Raw genomic sequence first — 17,468 nt, 5'->3', positions numbered from 1 at the left:
TGAACTTTCACAACAAATTGTATCTTTATAAAGTTCAGGTTTTATTATGAGAAGTGCCCCTTTCTTCTATTTTTTGTGCGCATTTGTATCGGTCCATTGCTTCACGGTTAACCTTTCGTTGGCCCAAACTGTCATTTCCGGCAAAGTATTGGATAAGGACAGCAAGCAGGCAGTTGCAGGGGCGACCATTCTGGATTTAGATACCAAAAGGGCAACTTCTGCAGATAATAAGGGCTTCTTCAGTTTGAGTTTGGATTCTCGGTCCAAACAGATTGAAGTCCGTGCTCTAGGCTTCAGGACCCTGATCGCCAATATCCCTGATTCACTTACCAATCTCGTCTTTGAATTGACCCATGATTCCAATAAGATCGAAGCAGTCTCCATTAGCCATACATCTAAATATCGTAACAGGAACAACAAAGCGGTCGAGTTGATCGATTTGGTGATAAGACATAAACATCAAAACAGGTTGTCTGGAAAGGACAGTCTGGAGTTTGATCAATATGATAAGCTTAAATTCGGTTTTATTGACCCTAAGGTTTCCAATAAACAGGGAATGTTGGGACTGGGCTTTCTGTTCGGGAACATCGATAGTACCAGTTATGAAGGGAAAAAGCTGCTATCCCTGTATTTGGAGGAGAGCAATGCAAAGGTCTATGGAAAGAAGGATCCCCCGAAATTTAAAAAGATAATAACCTCCCACAAAAAGACCGAGTTTGATAGGCGATATGTCAACAACCCCAACATCCAGGAATTCCTGAACTACATGTTTCAGCAGGTAGATGTTTATGATGAGAGTATCTATATGCTGAACAAGCAGTTCTTGAGTCCAATCGCAGATAACGGTAAACTGTTCTATAAGTATTATATCACGGATACTATCTTCAATGAAGAAGGATATTTTATCCAATTGAAGTTCGAACCAAGGAATAAAACGGATCTATTGTTCAATGGTATTCTTCAGGTAAGTATGGATGGCACCTATGCTGTTAAGAAAGCTAACCTCAAGATCAATGAGGAAACCAACCTTAACTGGGTAAAGGAAGGGGAGATAGTTTTTCATTATGAGAAAGACAAAACAGGGGTCATGTTAATGGACAGCACCCGGACTTTTCTGACTTTCGGAATTCGAAAGGGGGAGACGGTTTTTGCTGATCGCATAAGTATTAACGACAATTATCGCTTAGGAACCAAGTTCCCGAATAATGTTTTTTCAGGTCCACCGACTGAGATACTTCCCCAAGCAGACATAACCATCCCGAATCGACCAATTGCGTTGAACAACGCGGAACAGAATACGTACAGGAACATTGAAACCCTAAACCAGAAAAAGAGTTTTAAGACCTTTTTGGCTGTAGGCTACCTGTTGTCCCAAGGTTTCTATAACCTTGGGATGTTTGAGATTGGTCCGCTGGAATATCTGTACAGCCAAAATAATATTGAGGGGAACCGTTTCAGGATAGGGGGCAGGAGTACGCAAGCATTGACGGACAAAGCGTATTTTGAAGGTTATGTCGCATATGGATTGGATGATGCCCGATTGAAGTACTTTCTGAGATCTGCCGTTTCCCTGAACGGTAATTCGGTGGTGACTTTCCCAGCCCATTATATTGAAGGATCTGTTCAGAACGATATAATGGAGCCAGGTCAACAGATAGGTTTCTTAAAAGGGGATAGTTTCTTCAGGTCCATTCGAAGGAATAGACCTACGAAATGGTTTGATACCCGTGCTTATCAATTGCAACATGTTGTAGAATTTGGAAACCACTTCAGTGTAACGACTGGATTAACGCATAGAAACCAGAGTACGGTTGGTGATTTGCGATTGATCAACTCAGGAAACCCAGAGGCGTTGCTGACCCATATCCAGAGCAATGAGGCACATGTGGACTTGCGATGGGCACCTTTTGAGAAATTCTATTATCGCAACTTAAATAGGAAGACCATCATTGAAAAACATCCGGTTTTCAACCTGACCTATACCCATAGTCTGGATGGTTTCTGGAATACGACCTATGCCTATGACAAGCTGACTGCTGCAGCTTCCAAGCGCTTCTTTTTAAATCAACTTGGTTTTGCAGACCTCAGGGCAGTTGGGGGTAGAATATGGGGAACCCTACCATACACAATGTTGGAGTTACCGAACGTAAAACAGCGTGAAGACCGACATGAAATCGATTTCGACATGATGAACCCCATGGAATTTGTTGCCGATAGTTATTTAAAGGTTGGGGTATACCATCAAATGCAGGGATTCTTATTCAATAAGATTCCATTGATCAAGAAATTGAATTTACGAGAGGTATGGGGTGCTCAGATGTTCTATGGTAAATTAAGTGACCAAAATAACCCGTATATTAGTAATGATGTGGTTGAATTCGACCGCAATAAGGAAGGAGAGATCTTGACAAATGTTCCTAATGGACAGCCTTATTGGGAAGGTACCGTGGGAATTGACAATATCCTAAATGTTCTGAAGGTTGAATATGTGAGGAGATTGAATTACAATGGACTTCCCAATGTCAGGAGTGAACGAGTAAGGTTTTCAATCAATATTAATTTTTAGTATGAGCTATCAAAACATTACGCTAGAGATCAAGAATAAAACAGCCCAAATTACCATTAATCGCGAAGGCAAATTAAATGCCTTGAATCGCGATACCATTGCGGAACTGAAGGATGCAGTAAGCCGGGCTGAAGCTGATGGGTCCGTCAGGGGGCTGATATTGACCGGTGCAGGGGAAAAGGCCTTTGTTGCCGGTGCGGATATTAAGGAGTTCCTTGGCAAGAGCAAAGAGGAGGCAGAGGCGATGTCGAGGTCCGGGCATGAACTGATGAATAAAATTGCCGACCTTTCCAAGCCTGTGGTTGCTGCAATCAACGGTTTTGCGCTAGGGGGAGGGCTGGAACTCGCTTTGGCCTGCCATTTCAGGGTAGCGTCCTCTACCGCCAAAATGGGGCTCCCTGAAGTTTCCCTAGGTCTGATCCCTGGATATGGAGGGACCCAGAGGCTACCCGAGCTTATCGGCAAGGGGAGGGCCCTGGAACTGATCCTGACAGGCGAGATGGTCGACGCCAAAGCGGCGTACAGATGGGGCCTTGTAAGCTCGATCGTTGATCCTGATCTTCTTATTGACCAGTCCCAAAAACTCCTTGAAAGAATCTATTCCCGATCTGCTTCTGCAGTATCTGCGGCCATCGTAGCGGTAAACGGCAGCTCCCAGGGAAAGGTGGAAGGATACGGGCTAGAGATCCGGACCTTTGCCGAATGTTTTGTATCGGAGGATTTCTCTGAAGGACTGAGTGCATTCACTGAAAAGAGGAAGCCAAGGTTCTGAACAGTCCTTGCTGAGAAATCCATTTGTTTGCCTGATCCTTCGAAAAAAGCACCGTAAATATGTAGGTGGGGCAATTGGGGTTCGCAGTTGCCCAAAGTGAAATAACCTTGAGGTCCACATGCTTTTTGAGGAACCGCCTTATAGAATGATTTTGACATCGATAACCTTAATAATATTGCAATGGCAGGTACTATAAACCCTCTTCTGGCGTTTTCGGAAAATGTATATCTGATGATTTTTTCGTTCGATCCCTCCAAATGGGAGATAAGGTACATGAACCATTCATTCAGATTTTTTATGGGATTTGAAAAGGTTGCCGAGAACCTAAGGGAGATCCTTGACCATGTACACCCAGAAGATAGGGAATCTCTCCTAAGGGAAATCAAGGACATCAGGGTGAAGCCCATTGAAAAGAGAGCAGTCAGGTTTTCTGTAGCTGGAAATTTAAGGCACCTGAGACTTACCATGTACCAGGTCGATACTTCAGGTAGGCCAGAGTGCGTAGGGTTCGCCGAAGACTTTACCGGAGAGGTCGAGTTCCAGAAGAACATACTCAGCCACAATGCAAAGAAAAATGCCATTCTCAATATATTGAGCCATGATATAGCAGGGTCCTTCGCCACCCTAAGGAACCTTACTGATTTAGCCATGGGGAACATGAACAACGGGGACCCCGGCAGCCTGGAGAACGCATTGTCTGCAATAAGAGACATCTGTATGAGCAACATGTCGCTAATCAAGAGTTTCCTAAAGAAGGAATTTATCACCTCCTTGTCGGTTCCCCTTAATATGGAAAGGGTGGACCTGGTGCCGATGGTACGTGATTTCATGGACCAATGTGCCAGAATGGAGAGCCATCTAGGGGTATCATTTGTGTTCAGTTCAGATTTTCCCACTATCACCATGGACATGGATGAGGATAAACTGATCCAGGTATTGAACAACCTTATTTCCAATTCTCTCAAGTTTACCCACACTGGCGGAACGATAACGGTATCGCTCATTGATATTGGAGATAAAGTCCGCCTATCCGTCAGGGATACGGGGATAGGTATACCCGAGGACATGAAATCTCAGGTATTCAACAAGTTCAATGACCAGAGCAGGACCGGTCTTAATGGCGAAAAAGCGAATGGAATCGGCTTATGGGTAGTTAAGACCGTTGTAGAGTGGATGGGGGGCAGCGTTGATTTTGAAAGCCGCGTGAATGAAGGGACAGAATTTTTCCTAGAGTTCCCCAAAACGTTTTCACATGGGTAGAATGCCAGCGGTATTATTCCGATCCCGAGCGGAAATGGACAGGATGAGGCCCTGTGAAATCCGGGGAGGGATCAGTGGGTAGGAGTCCTTCGCTCGGTGAAAATGATCAAGCAACTCTTTTCCAGCCCAGTGAAAAATGGCGCAGATTTTCTTTTACAGAACGGTTGCCCTGAAATAGTGAATTAAACAAAAAACCAAGCAATGCTCAAAACAAGACACCGTTACCAGCGGCATATGCTGAACCAGTTATTTAATCTTTTCTGGACGCTTGTATGCTTTACGCCCATATTTTGGTTCTGGTACCTGTTAGGTGCAAAGGGATCCTGGCTGTATATTGCAATTGGCTTAGCTATGCTTTTTGCCCTTGTGCCGGCATGGGTCCTAGAAAGGACCGTCTTGAGCGAGGATCCAGGATTTTATGAAAGGTACGGTGTAAGGTTCATGAGGAAATTTGTCCAGGACGGGGATATCGTGAATTCCATGACGAAAGAAAATCGACCTGCCCAAGGTAGGGGAAAGGCCCATGCGAAAAGATACCTTTCTACGATCGCGATGTATGAGCGTTACCATTGGACATGTATGGTGTTCTTCCTGCTTTCCACTGTCATTGCCTTTCTCCATGGATTTTGTATCGCAGGGACCTCAATTTTAGCTGCCAATTTCACATATAATGCAATCCCGATCTTTCTACAACAGTACAATAAGGTCCGGATAAAGAAAATTACAGATCTTCAGGATACTTAGTTGAGGATGCTCTTATCTTTTCGTCCTTTATCCTGATGTGGATGGCTGATTCCATCTTATAGCTAGAATGGCAGGGGTTTCCGGCATTATGTAGCATGGTGCCGAACATTTTATTACTCCCCAGGGCATTATTTCCGAATTTGCTGGTCGGCGCAAGCCCCTTTTTTCCCATTGCCCTCCAAGCATCCAAGCGGCCTCAATGCAGAGGTCCGGAATTTCCCCCACACCCTGGCTTTACGATCCTATTGGGAATGGGATTGTTGGGGCTAAGGTTCCGGAGGGCCTGGTCTTGGAGCCCTTTTTGGGTCTCTTGGAAACTCTCCTGGAATAACCTCGGGGTTTCCGTATGGTCTCTACGGGTAATAAGGAAAATCGGTCGCTTTGCTTTCAGAAGTTTCCCCACCAACTTTTAATTTATATGTTATGGCATTAATTACAGCAATTGAATGCAAGGTCAGCAGGGAAATTGAAATTCAATCTCCAAAGATTCCTTCCATGGTCTTTTAGGGGCTGTCCTTATTTCTAGGGGATATCGGACGCACAAAAATGCGTTCGGTTGAGACAGGACAGAAGACAAAGGTCCTCTCGCCATCGGTCAATGGGCAGCACCATCCTAACGTTTAGGGATCCATAATAAAGCGGTGAAACCAATGGGGCATGATTGATTGACCATTGCCTGGCGCATAAAAATGGATTCCATTCCGAAGGCTTTCAGTGCGTTAGGTAGATTATGTAATATCTTTGGTACGCAATTAAACCTTCTGTTTTTGAGATTGTCGTTTATTTTATGAAAAGAGCACCATTGATATTTCGGAAAAAAAAATTGGATATAGAGGATTTTGTTTTCACTCATGCATTTTGGATGCTTCGCAACCATTCTAGGGACAAAGCGGTTTGTTTTGTTGATTCCCTATTGAAAAAGTACCCCAAGGCAAAAAAATCTGTTTTGCTGCGGTTGTCCCAGATAGAGTGAGAAATGTCTTACCTGGTATATAGGCACATTGCCTTTGATTCTCGGATTATTCGTCCATGCCCAGTTGGAGCAAGGACATGGTTATATTCGATCCCTAGATTGCTCGTATCGTTTTGCATATCAGGGCAAATCGGAAGCCCTAGCCTTCATTGTAGCGCTAAATAAGATTCAAACAGAAGATCTGGTCAAAATAGACATGCCCATAAATGCCGTTGTAACACAAAGCAACCAATAACTGAGACCTCCTAACCGCTATCAACTGGTCCAGAAATTCAAGTGAATTGGCCTTACCTGTACGCATATCCTTTCTCGACATCCCGGAACGCGTATTTGATGGTATAATGTCCCTAGATTACCTCCCGACTGAATAATCAGTCGATTGTCTGTCAGAAATGATAGGTTTTCCCTGGATTGAAAAAGAATTTCAGGTCAAGGATTTACTTGCCTTCAAGAATTCATTCAATACCAGGTCCATCAAAGGAAAAGGTTTCTCCTGAAACTAACTTGTTTAAAATGGATTATAAGAGTTTCGATTTAAATTAATGTACAGTGCGGATCTTCAAATATCTCATGCAACCATTCACCCAAAATGTTGTTTATAAGCTCGAATTTGGATTACTTTCCGAAGTAAATAAGCTGTATTCCCGCCTTTGAGACCTATCCGCTGGAATTTTGACCATCCGGTTGAATAAAAGTTAGCCCGTCCAAACCAGACGGGCTAAAGCTTCTTTTAATATCCTGGATTTTGTGTCAGGTTCGGTTCTACCTTGAGTGAGCTCTCATGGAAAGGCCACAAGTACTGATTGTCTGTAAACCTCCGGTCTTCGATCTTCAATGACTGAAGGGTGTTATTGATCTTCCTTGTATGGCCCATTGCAGGTTGGTTCAATACTTTGTCCGCGATCTTCCAGCGTATAATATCATCATACCGTATACCTTCTCCTGCAAATTCAATCCTTCTTTCATTGCGGATTAGGTCAATCCACTGTTGCTGGGTTTTGCCCGTGAGTTTTACATCCGCGATCGTCATGTCCAATCCTGCTCTTTTGCGGATTTTATTGATGTTATCCTTCGCTAGTTCATCAGGTCCTCCGGACATAATCTTCGCTTCAGCATAGGTCAACAGCACTTCTGCATACCTTATCAGCGGGAAGGTCATGTTCCCACCGGACCTGAAGGCATCAGCTTCGTCCACGAACTTCCTGAACCAATAGCCAGATTTACTGCCCCTAAGTTGCTGATAGTACATTGGGCTGTTCACATTATAGATGTCGATCACCTCCCCCGAAAACTTATCACCGTGCCCAAAAATACTTTGTCCATATCGAGGATCCCTGTTCAATTTTGGGTCAAGCTCATATTCTTCTCTGGTATGAAGCGGACATTGGTCAATTGGACGCCCTTGCAAGGTCCAATAGCTATCAACCAAAGATTTGGTTGGGACCATATAGGATTGGCCTTTTCCGGTCCTGTAATGAGGGCCTAGATGTTCAAAGGATGCAGTTGCAGAGTTGTCGTGGCTCTCCATGTCAAATTTGATGATGAATTCCTTGTTTGTTTTGTCAGCCTTGTAACTAAACATGTCCCCATAGTTGCCATGCAGGTCGTATCTGCCCGAGTCCATGATTTCTTTCGCAATTTTAGCCGCCAGGTCATATCGCTCAAAATAGAGCGCATACCTCATGATGATTGCCTTGAATGAGTATTTGTTGAACATGTAGGCATTGGTGGTTCCCTCTGACTCCGGTAACCTGGAGGCAATTTCCTCTGCCATAGGGAACAGTTTATCCAAGATCTCTTTTTTAGGAGTAGATGGCTGTTTGGCTGTTTCAAGGTTTGCCGGTTCAAGGACAAACGGAACATCTCCCCAATGGGACACGATTCTAAAGTAATGCCATACGCGTAGTCCCTCAAGGACGCCTTTGTACTTTTGTCTTACGTTTTCATCTTCAACATAAGGGATATCCACGTTCGCGATAAAGGTATTTAGGCGTCCAACGTGTTTATTGAACAGGGTCCAATAGTACTCTGCAGCCCTTGAGTTGCTGTTGTAATTCCCATTTGCCATAATGCCGTGGTGGTCAGTTTCGATGCGGGCATAGCCGTTGTCCGATCTTCCGTCCAGCATATAGAAGACAAGCCTTCTGTCTGTCGGATGAGTGAAAACATCTCTATAAGAGCTATAGACCACTCTTCTCAAATCTTCTTCAGTATTGAAAAACTCTTGGAAATTAGTCGCTGTAGGATCTCTTTTATCTAGGAATTTCTCACAGCTCGTTGTTCCCAAGGAGCTGATCAGTGCTAATGCAAATATTGTCTTTTTCATTTCAGTAAAGTCATTCGTTAAAAAATGGTTGCTCTAACTCCAAAGCTGTATGTTGCCATTCTTGGGTACACACCATTACCTTGGTTTTCAGTCTTCGATTTGTCCAAACCTCTTTCAGGTTCCAGGCCTTCCCATTTGGTAAAGGTGAAAGCGTCCTGGGCATTAACATACAATCTGATGTTCTTGATGCTCTTTCCTATTCCTGGGAAAGTATATCCCAACTGTATCATCTTGATCCTGAAATAAGAAGCATTCCCAAGCCAGACATCACTTAAATAAGCATTTGAACTATTTCCGCTCCATATCCTTGGGAAACGGGCATTTGGATTGGATTCAGTCCAGCGATTATCTGCATATTCCTTACGGGGCGTCCCCAAGGAATTGCTGTCCCCATCCACATAGACAGGATATCCTTCCATACCTACTAATCTTCCATTTCTTTTACCGACTCCTTGTCCCATTACCGAGAAGTCCCAGTTTTTATAGTTCAGGCCAAGGTTTATGGAGTAATTCATGTGAGGGAAAGGATCTCCTAAATAAATACGGTCCTGGTCATTGATGATACCATCTCCGTTTTGGTCCTTGTACCTGATGTCACCGGGCAAGGTGTTTGGTAATTTAGCTTCTGTATTTTCCACCTCAGTTGCATTCTGGAAGTAACCATTGCTCTCAAAACCATAATAGTTGTCGATAGCAGCACCATTGTACCAGATTTTATCACTATCGCCCTTGAAGATTAACGTATCTCCCTTATTGTAACCCGCTTTCAACACTTTATTGATATTGTCGAACAACATTGCGCCGACATTATACTTTACATTTCCAATCTTGTCAGACCATTTTGCGGATAGTTCCCAACCCTTGTTCTGGACCTCGCCGATATTGACTGCAGATTCCAAGGTGTTCGATCCAGTAAGGGGAGGGACAGGGAAGTTGTTGTAAATTAAGTCGTAAGAGAATTTATCATAAACCTCAGCGGTCAACGACAATCTATTGTTCAAGGCAGTCAAGTCCATACCGATGTTCCATTGTTTTTGTTTCTCCCATGAGAAATCAGGATTGGGAACGCGGATGGTCCATCCCCAGTTATTTACGATCTCTTGCCATAGGTATGGAGCAACGTTCTCATTACCGATCAATCCATAAGATGCACGGATTTTCAGATTGTTGATGGCGCCACTTTCGCGCAAGGAGCTAAAAAAAGACTCGTTGTGCATATTCCAGGCAATCGCCGCCGAAGGGAAGAAGCCCCATTTGTTGCCCGGGGCAAACTTGCTGCTCCCATCAGAACGGCCTGTCAATTCGATCAGATAGCGGTTATCGAAAGAGTAGTTCAGTTTTCCGAAGAATGAAGCTTTGTTCTCTTCTCTATAGTCGGTGTAAGTATAGCTCATCATTTCCGTTCCCAAGGTCAAATAGAGCTTATCTTTATTATCGCGTAGGTCTTTGGTGTAGTTCGCTAAAGCTCTCGCGGTCAATTGGCTCGAGCTCACCCCTTGTTCCGCAGTAACCGAATTGTTCCATATCGTAACTGGTGCGCCGTCCCCATCGTAGAACTTAAAGGTCCTGCGTTCTGCCTTATTTGCTGATTTATTGATCATGTAGGAAACATTACCTTCAATGTTCAGGTTTTTATTGATGTTATATCGTGGCCTCAGGTTGATTGTACTTCTGTCGTGCAGGTAGTTTTTGATTCCGCCTTTTGCAATGGAAGCCAAAGGGTTCATGTTGTTATGAAGGATGTAATGCTCTGGGATGTCGGTGTCCCCATAAAAGATCTGCTGTGTAGGGTTCATTCTCCAGGCTATCTGGTAAAGGCCGTGGCCGTTGTCATTTGCCATCAGGCGATCGACCTGTAATCGATGGGCATAGAAATCCGCCAACAGGACGAATTTGTCCGCTATGTTGATGTTTGTGTTGAAACGCGCTGAGAACTTTTCGGTCCCTTCGATGTCGTTCAATCCTTTTTCCCCGATATGGCCTAGCATCAGGTTGAATGTTCCAACACCACCACCGCCAGAGATGTTCGCTGTGGTGTTGTTTGCAAAAGGTTTCCTCGTCATGATCTCATCGAGCCAGTTCACACTTCTTGTTTCTCCTGATTCCGCCTTGCGTATGTCCTCATCGGTAAAGAGCAAGGTTTGGTTTTGGTGTGCGCGGGTCTCATTGTTCAACTTCATGTACTCCGCGGCATTTACCCAGTTCGGTAGATCGATAGGGTTGCTGAATGCACCCCAAGCGTTTAGGTCAACCTTGAATTTGCCGGTATAGCCGCGTTCCGTTTCAACTATGATCACCCCATTTGCACCTCTGGATCCGTACATGGAGGTTGAAGCGGCATCCTTTAGGACAGTGATGCTCTTGATTTGGTTAGGATCAAGGTCAGTGATAGACTGTTCCATTCCGTCCACAATGACCAATGCATCTGCATTCTGCAGGGTGCTGATACCTCGAATGGAAATAGTTCCTGGAACAGCCCCTGGGATATTGGACCCCTGGAGCATCGTTACCCCCGGTACGGTTCCGGAGAATGCTTCTTCCATTTTGAAAATGGGCCTGGTTTTGGTCGACTCCATATCCAGACTTGCCACCGAAGACGCAACGTGCTGTTTTTCCACTTGGGAATAACCCATTACCACCACCTCATCGATGGCTTTGTTGTCCGGTTCAAGTATGACGTTGAGATAATCTTTTCCTTTTATGTCGGTCTCCTGGGTCGTGTAACCGATAATGGAGAAAATCAAGATACCATCATTTGGAACACTTATTTGGAACTGGCCGTCGTCATTGGTCTGTGAACCAATGTTGGTCCCTTTCAGGAGGACAGATACATTTGATAATGGAACGTTGTCGGCTGTTCTGACCTTTCCGTTGATCGTTCGTTGCTGACTGAATGCTCGCGTTGTGCAAACTAAACATAGGAGCAATAAAAAAGCGGACCTCGCTATGGTTTTCGAAGTAAATTTCATGAGTAATAATGGTATTTATTGATTGTTAGATTCTAGCAGATTGTATCGTTCTTTGAGATTTTTTCATAAACAAGAAATAGGTTTTGGTACAAAGGTTCTTTTTTTAAATTAAAAAATGGTTAACAAATGATTACTAAGGTATTAAATTATATTAAAAAGCCTTTCTTTAAGTTTGCGTTTCTGATGTAATAATTTTGTTATCTTACTTTTTGTTAACTAATTGGTGATGCTTGAAATTCCTCTTACTGAATCAATTGGGTTAGCATAGGCGAATGTCCGTTGACAAGACCAGCCGCTATCTGAGACCGGAGCATGGTAGGTTTTCAGTGAATTTAAACATGGTTCAGAACCAAATCAATAGTTCGTTGTTTTATTATTCTAAAATCAGTTATGAGCAACAACGATGTTTTTTCACAGAAGGAACGTAATGTAATCATCCTAATCATAGTCATTGTATTGGGAGGGATCATCCTTTATGCCACCTCGGGGATATTCGGTGCCTTTTTGGGGACCATGGTCATGTATACCCTATTTCGGAACCTAAATATCTTCTTGATCGAGAAATGGCATTGGCCCAAGCCTGTATCTTCCATTTTTATCATCATCCTTTCCATCTTTATCATCGTCCTTCCCTTCTTGGGGATAGGGAAGATGCTTTTTGATAAAGCTATCGAGCTCCAACAGGATCCGCAATGGGTCAAGAAGATCATGGATGCCATCAATCATTTTGTGGGTGATAAATTAGGGCAACCTGATCTCATCGAGAAGCAACTTGAGGCCAGTTCTACCTATTTAGGGGGGCTTTTGACCACAGCGCTTACCGGAGCTGCAAATGTGTTTCTGGAAATCGCGGTGATGTATTTCCTGTTATATTTCTTGTTTGTGAATTATAAAGGATTCGAAGGCGGGATAGTTCATTACCTCCCTTTTGATGATGAGAATGCAGTTACTTTTGGGGAGGAGCTAAAAAACATCACCTATTCAAATATTATTGGACAAACGATCATTGCCATTATCCAGGGAGCATGTTTGGCGATCGGTTTTTGGATTTTCGGTGCCAAGGACCCGCTGTTTTGGGGAGTGATCTGTGCTATCCTTTCCTTTATTCCATTACTGGGACCACCGTTGATTTTTGTTCCTGCTGCGGTCATATTGTTGGCCGACGGACATAACTGGCAGGGGATTGGGCTGCTTGCCTGGGGATTTGGTTTAGTGATCAATATCGATAATGTCCTGCGCCTGGTCATCGCCAAGAAACTGGGGGACATACACCCCATCATCACCGTTGTGGGGGTAATCATCGGTCTGCCTTTGTTTGGATTGATCGGGCTGGTCTATGGCCCACTGCTATTGGCCTATTTCTTAATTGCGGTCAGGATCTACAAATCCAATAAAAGGCTCTCCTTGAAACAGGACATGCTGCAGGATGGACAGTGATCTGTGGAATGAAATGGTGAGCATTGAGGGATCAGGTCGGGGCCCATCAATAGTGAGAGCTGTCCAATTTCCTATTATCCAACGACATAACCTAACATATATTCATTGAACCTTTCATAGAACACCTCAAAGCTCCGGACTGAATCATCCTTGGTGAGTATGACTTTCATGACGCCTTGCTGGGTGTAGCGGAAAGGCTCAATCGTCATGTTATGATAGAAGGAAACCCCCCTATTGCCCTGGAGTTTGTAGAGGGCTTCCTTGGCACACCAACAGGCATATAATTGGTCTACCATTTGGTCTCCTTCAATAAACGTTAGTTCTTCCGGTTTTAGGAACTTGTTTTTTATCCTGACCACCTTTTCTTTTACAATTTCAAGGTCTATTCCACAGACGCCAGCAGAGCTCAGCATCACGCCGGCATAATCATAGGAGTGGGTCAATGAAATTTCATATGGGAAGTCCGGCAAATAGGGTTTCCCATTTGAATCAGATGGGCAGCTGATATAATCCGGAGTTTGCAGCAAATAGCGCAAAAGTGCTCTTGTTGCCAACCAATGTAAGGTCCTTTTCCCTTTTGCTAGGCTCCTGAGCTTTGTCAGTTCAGATTCGTCCAGTTGCAACATGGAAACCAATTCCTCTTCCGTTTCTTCAATTTTCCACAGGGCTATGCGGCTGTGCGCATCCAATTCTTTTAGATATGCTAGAGACATAATCAAATTTAGTGTTTACCAACTAGTATTTAGCTTTAGATATGTATTTTATTTATTTTTAATGTATTTTTGAATCCTGCTAATCAGCAGTAGTTTAGCTTCAGAATATGATATTATCAGATAAGAGAATTTTAGAAGAAATCGATAAGGGAATGATCGTGATTGAACCTTTCGACAGGAAATGTTTGGGGACAAATTCATACGATGTCCATTTAGGCAAATATTTAGCAAGGTACAGGGATGATGTCCTGGATGCGAAGAAACATAATGAAATCGAACACTTTGAGATTCCAGCTGAAGGTTATGTTCTTCAACCAGGTACACTGTACTTGGGAGTAACCTTAGAGTATACAGAAAGCCACGGGCATGTTCCATTCTTGGAAGGAAAATCTAGTACTGGCCGTTTAGGGATTGATATCCATGCAACTGCTGGTAAAGGGGATGTTGGTTTTTGCAATACATGGACCCTGGAGATTTCCGTTGCACAGCCAGTTCGCGTATATGCAGGAATGCCAATCGGGCAATTGATCTACTTTGTGGTGGAAGGTGATATCGAAACGATGTACAACAGTAAGGGAAATGCGAAATACAACAACAAAACCATTCGCCCTGTGGAAAGCATGATGTGGAAAAATGCTTTCTAAGGATCGATTGATAAGTATTTCCTAAAAAATATAAATTAAAAAGGGTTGGAATGCATATTCCAACCCTTTTTATAAGTCTTGTTCCAAGGCTTCTTTAACCTCCGAATTCCATCAGGTACGATTTCAGGAATTCGTCCAGATCCCCGTCCAGTACAGCCTGTGTATTCGAGGTTTCGGTATTTGTCCTTAAATCCTTGATCAATTTATAGGGATGGAGGACATAGTTGCGGATCTGTGAACCCCATTCAATTTTTTTCTTCGAACCTTCGATAGCAGCGGTTGCTTCTTGGCGCTTTCTCATTTCGATTTCATACAATTGGGACTTTAATAAGCGCATAGCATTTTCCTTGTTCTGCAATTGCGATCTTGACTCCTGGTTCTTGATAATGATCCCGGTAGGTTTATGGTGCAACCTCACGGCAGTTTCTACCTTATTTACGTTCTGGCCTCCTGCTCCTCCCGAACGGAAGGTGTCCCAATCGATTTCTGAGTCCTTTACTTCGATCTCTATATTGTCATCCACCAACGGATAGACATATACCGATGCAAACGAAGTATGTCTCTTGGCATTGGAGTCGAAAGGAGAGATCCTAACCAAGCGATGTACGCCATTTTCACCTTTCAGATAGCCATAAGAAAAATTACCAGAAAACTGTAAGGTCACTGTCTTTATCCCGGCTACATCACCTTCTTGATAATCCTGCTCCGTTACCTTACAGCCATGTTTCTCGCCCCACATGATATACATCCGCATCAGCATCGCTGCCCAATCGCATGATTCGGTACCACCGGCACCAGCCGTTATTTGCAGAATCGCATCCAACTGATCCTCTTCGGCACTGAGCATGTTCTTGAATTCCAGCTCTTCGATTTCTGTCAGTGCAATCTGGTATTGGTCTTCCAATTCCTTTTCGCTAGCATCACCGCTTTGAAAGAATTCATACAGAACACCTGTATCTTCCACTGCAGCATTGACATGATCAAACTGATCGGTCCAGATTTTATGGTTTTTAATGGAATGCAGGACCTTTTCTGCGGCTTTTGGGTCATCCCAAAAGTCGGATTGCATCGTGATTTGGGTTTCACGCTCTATCTCTTCCTTTTTGGCATCAATGTCAAAGATGCCTCCTCAGGGAAGTGATTCTGTCCCTCAAGTCTTGAATTTGTTCTTTGGTCATAAGAACAAAGATAAAATAAAATTGAGGATAGAATAGGCTGTATTCCTTATATTTGAACAAAAGTAAAGATATATGTTACCAAAAATTGATTTTACAACGACCCAAGCCTTCAAATATTTAGCCGATCATTTCATAACCATAAACGAATCCAGCATTAAGGATCTTTTTGCTAAAGATCCTGAACGTTTCGATAAGTTTTCCATCTATTTGGGCGACATCCTGTTGGATTATTCTAAAAACCGCATAAATGAGGAAACCATGGCATTGTTGATCCAATTGGCGCGCGAGTGCAAATTGAAAGATGCAATCGAAGCCATGTTCAACGGTGAGAAGATCAATGAAACAGAAAAACGTGCGGTATTGCATACGGCATTGAGAAATAGATCCGGCAAGCCTGTCCTTACCGACGGAAAGGATGTGATGCCAGAGATCCAAGGAGTCCTGGAAAGGATGAAAGACTTCTCCGGACGTGTTATTTCTGGAGAGTGGAAAGGCTTTACCGGAAAAGAGATCACGGATGTTGTGAATATCGGCATCGGTGGTTCTGATCTAGGGCCAGTAATGGTCACAGAGGGACTTAAAGCATATAAGACAAGGTTGAACATGCATTTTGTATCCAATGTAGATGCAACCCAGATTGCGGAAACCCTGAAAGGTCTAGATCCTGAAACTACATTGTTCCTGATTGCCTCGAAAACATTTACAACCCAAGAGACCATGGCAAATGCTAATTCTGCCAAAGAATGGTTCTTGAAATCAGGCGCTCAGGTAGCCGATGTTGCTAAGCATTTTGCCGCTTTGAGTACCAATGGATCCGGAGTGTCGGCATTTGGTATTGATACCAAGAACATGTTCGAATTCTGGGATTGGGTAGGCGGTAGATATTCCTTATGGTCTGCTATTGGCTTGTCCATCTGTTTAGCGATAGGTTTTGATAAGTTCGAAGAACTATTGACAGGAGCTCACGAAGCAGATGAACATTTCAGAAATGCAGAATTTGAAGAGAATATCCCGGTTATCATGGCCTTATTAGGAATATGGTATAATAATTTCTTCGAAGCAGAAAGCAGTGCCATCCTTCCATACGATCAATACTTGCATCGTTTTGCAGCTTATTTCCAACAGGGAGATATGGAAAGTAATGGTAAGTATATTGATAGAAATGGAAAGAGAGTTGATTATGAAACTGGACCTATTATCTGGGGAGAGCCAGGAACGAACGGTCAGCATGCTTTTTATCAATTGATCCATCAAGGAACCAAATTGATTCCATGTGATTTCATTGCACCGGCTATTTCCCATAATCCATTGGCTAAGCATCACCAAATGTTGCTTTCCAACTTTTTTGCACAGACTGAAGCCTTGATGAATGGGAAATCAGAGGAGGAGGTAGTCGCTGAACTGGAAAAAGCAGGTAAGTCCGAAGCTGAAATCAAAGAATTGACACCTTTCAAAGTCTTTGAAGGAAATCGTCCCACCAATTCATTCTTGATCAAAGAGATCACGCCTAAGACCTTAGGAGCCTTGATCGCACTTTATGAACATAAGATCTTTGTTCAAGGGATCATCTGGAATATCTTTAGTTTTGATCAATGGGGTGTTGAACTTGGAAAGCAATTGGCAAACCAGATCCTTCCTGAGTTAGAAGGAAATGGTGCCGTTGAATCGCATGACTCTTCGACAAATGGACTGATCAATCAATACAAGAACTGGAGATCATAATCTAAGGGGGGAAATCCTTAGAACTTCCATTAGATTTTTGAAATTAAAACATAAAATTTCGATAGCCTGGTTAACCCTCAGGCTATTTTTTTGTGCTCTTCAGCTTTTGAAAATCCTGATAAAATGGAAAAATCTACATAACCCCGGGATAAGCAAAGAAAAAC

At 43.3% G+C, this 17,468-nt stretch carries 11 protein-coding genes; 7 read left to right on the top strand and 4 right to left on the bottom strand.

Annotated elements, in window-relative coordinates; all coding sequences use genetic code 11:
* The first annotated feature begins 46 nt into the window (after positions 1 to 46).
* The 4 genes from ACK2WI_RS18100 to ACK2WI_RS18085 all read left to right on the top strand — a co-directional run bounded on the left by ACK2WI_RS18100 (position 47) and on the right by ACK2WI_RS18085 (position 5,342).
* Complete coding sequence (locus ACK2WI_RS18100; protein WP_409151872.1) at positions 47 to 2,566, top strand: DUF5686 family protein; 2,520 nt, start codon at positions 47 to 49, stop codon at positions 2,564 to 2,566.
* Position 2,567: 1 nt separating this feature from the next.
* Positions 2,568 to 3,338 (top strand): enoyl-CoA hydratase/isomerase family protein, encoded by a 771-nt coding sequence (locus ACK2WI_RS18095; protein WP_409151871.1) that lies wholly within the window; start codon positions 2,568 to 2,570, stop codon positions 3,336 to 3,338.
* A 180-nt stretch (positions 3,339 to 3,518) separates the two neighbouring features.
* Positions 3,519 to 4,598: an ATP-binding protein gene (locus ACK2WI_RS18090; RefSeq protein ID WP_409151870.1), complete on the top strand. Its 1,080-nt coding sequence runs from the start codon at positions 3,519 to 3,521 to the stop codon at positions 4,596 to 4,598.
* A gap of 201 nt (positions 4,599 to 4,799) precedes the next feature.
* Complete coding sequence (locus tag ACK2WI_RS18085; RefSeq protein WP_409151869.1) at positions 4,800 to 5,342, top strand: hypothetical protein; 543 nt, start codon at positions 4,800 to 4,802, stop codon at positions 5,340 to 5,342.
* Positions 5,343 to 7,045: 1,703 nt separating this feature from the next.
* On the opposite strand, the gene ACK2WI_RS18080 is transcribed toward ACK2WI_RS18085, so the two are convergent.
* Both ACK2WI_RS18080 and ACK2WI_RS18075 read right to left on the bottom strand, forming a co-directional pair.
* Entirely contained in the window at positions 7,046 to 8,641 is a 1,596-nt protein-coding gene (locus tag ACK2WI_RS18080; protein WP_093099543.1) for a RagB/SusD family nutrient uptake outer membrane protein, read from the bottom strand.
* Positions 8,642 to 8,658: 17 nt separating this feature from the next.
* The gene (locus tag ACK2WI_RS18075; RefSeq protein WP_409151868.1) at positions 8,659 to 11,610 is read right to left on the bottom strand and encodes a SusC/RagA family TonB-linked outer membrane protein; all 2,952 of its coding nucleotides are present in this window, start codon (positions 11,608 to 11,610) and stop codon (positions 8,659 to 8,661) included.
* A gap of 390 nt (positions 11,611 to 12,000) precedes the next feature.
* Between ACK2WI_RS18075 and ACK2WI_RS18070 the strand changes: the two genes are divergently transcribed.
* Positions 12,001 to 13,047 (top strand): AI-2E family transporter, encoded by a 1,047-nt coding sequence (locus ACK2WI_RS18070; protein ID WP_409151867.1) that lies wholly within the window; start codon positions 12,001 to 12,003, stop codon positions 13,045 to 13,047.
* A gap of 74 nt (positions 13,048 to 13,121) precedes the next feature.
* On the opposite strand, the gene ACK2WI_RS18065 is transcribed toward ACK2WI_RS18070, so the two are convergent.
* Complete coding sequence (locus ACK2WI_RS18065; protein WP_409151866.1) at positions 13,122 to 13,760, bottom strand: 4'-phosphopantetheinyl transferase family protein; 639 nt, start codon at positions 13,758 to 13,760, stop codon at positions 13,122 to 13,124.
* A gap of 107 nt (positions 13,761 to 13,867) precedes the next feature.
* Here ACK2WI_RS18065 and dcd point away from each other — a divergent pair, with 107 nt between their 5' ends.
* The gene (gene dcd / locus ACK2WI_RS18060) at positions 13,868 to 14,404 is read left to right on the top strand and encodes a dCTP deaminase (RefSeq protein ID WP_409151865.1); all 537 of its coding nucleotides are present in this window, start codon (positions 13,868 to 13,870) and stop codon (positions 14,402 to 14,404) included.
* 94 nt (positions 14,405 to 14,498) lie between these two features.
* Here the strand turns inward: dcd and prfB are convergent.
* Positions 14,499 to 15,582 (bottom strand): peptide chain release factor 2 gene (prfB, locus tag ACK2WI_RS18055; protein WP_409151864.1). Its coding sequence is split into 2 segments (ribosomal slippage): positions 14,499 to 15,521 and positions 15,523 to 15,582, totalling 1,083 coding nucleotides; the frame shifts between segments, so codons are not numbered across the junction.
* 72 nt (positions 15,583 to 15,654) lie between these two features.
* Between prfB and pgi the strand changes: the two genes are divergently transcribed.
* On the top strand, positions 15,655 to 17,304 hold the full coding sequence (gene pgi, locus ACK2WI_RS18050; RefSeq protein ID WP_409151863.1) for a glucose-6-phosphate isomerase: 1,650 nt from the start codon (positions 15,655 to 15,657) through the stop codon (positions 17,302 to 17,304).
* The last annotated feature ends 164 nt before the right edge of the window (positions 17,305 to 17,468 follow it).

It is taken from the genome of Sphingobacterium sp. BS-2 (genome assembly GCF_046161205.1).
Classification (GTDB): domain Bacteria; phylum Bacteroidota; class Bacteroidia; order Sphingobacteriales; family Sphingobacteriaceae; genus Sphingobacterium; species Sphingobacterium mizutaii.
This window is presented reverse-complemented; position numbering and strand designations above follow the sequence as displayed.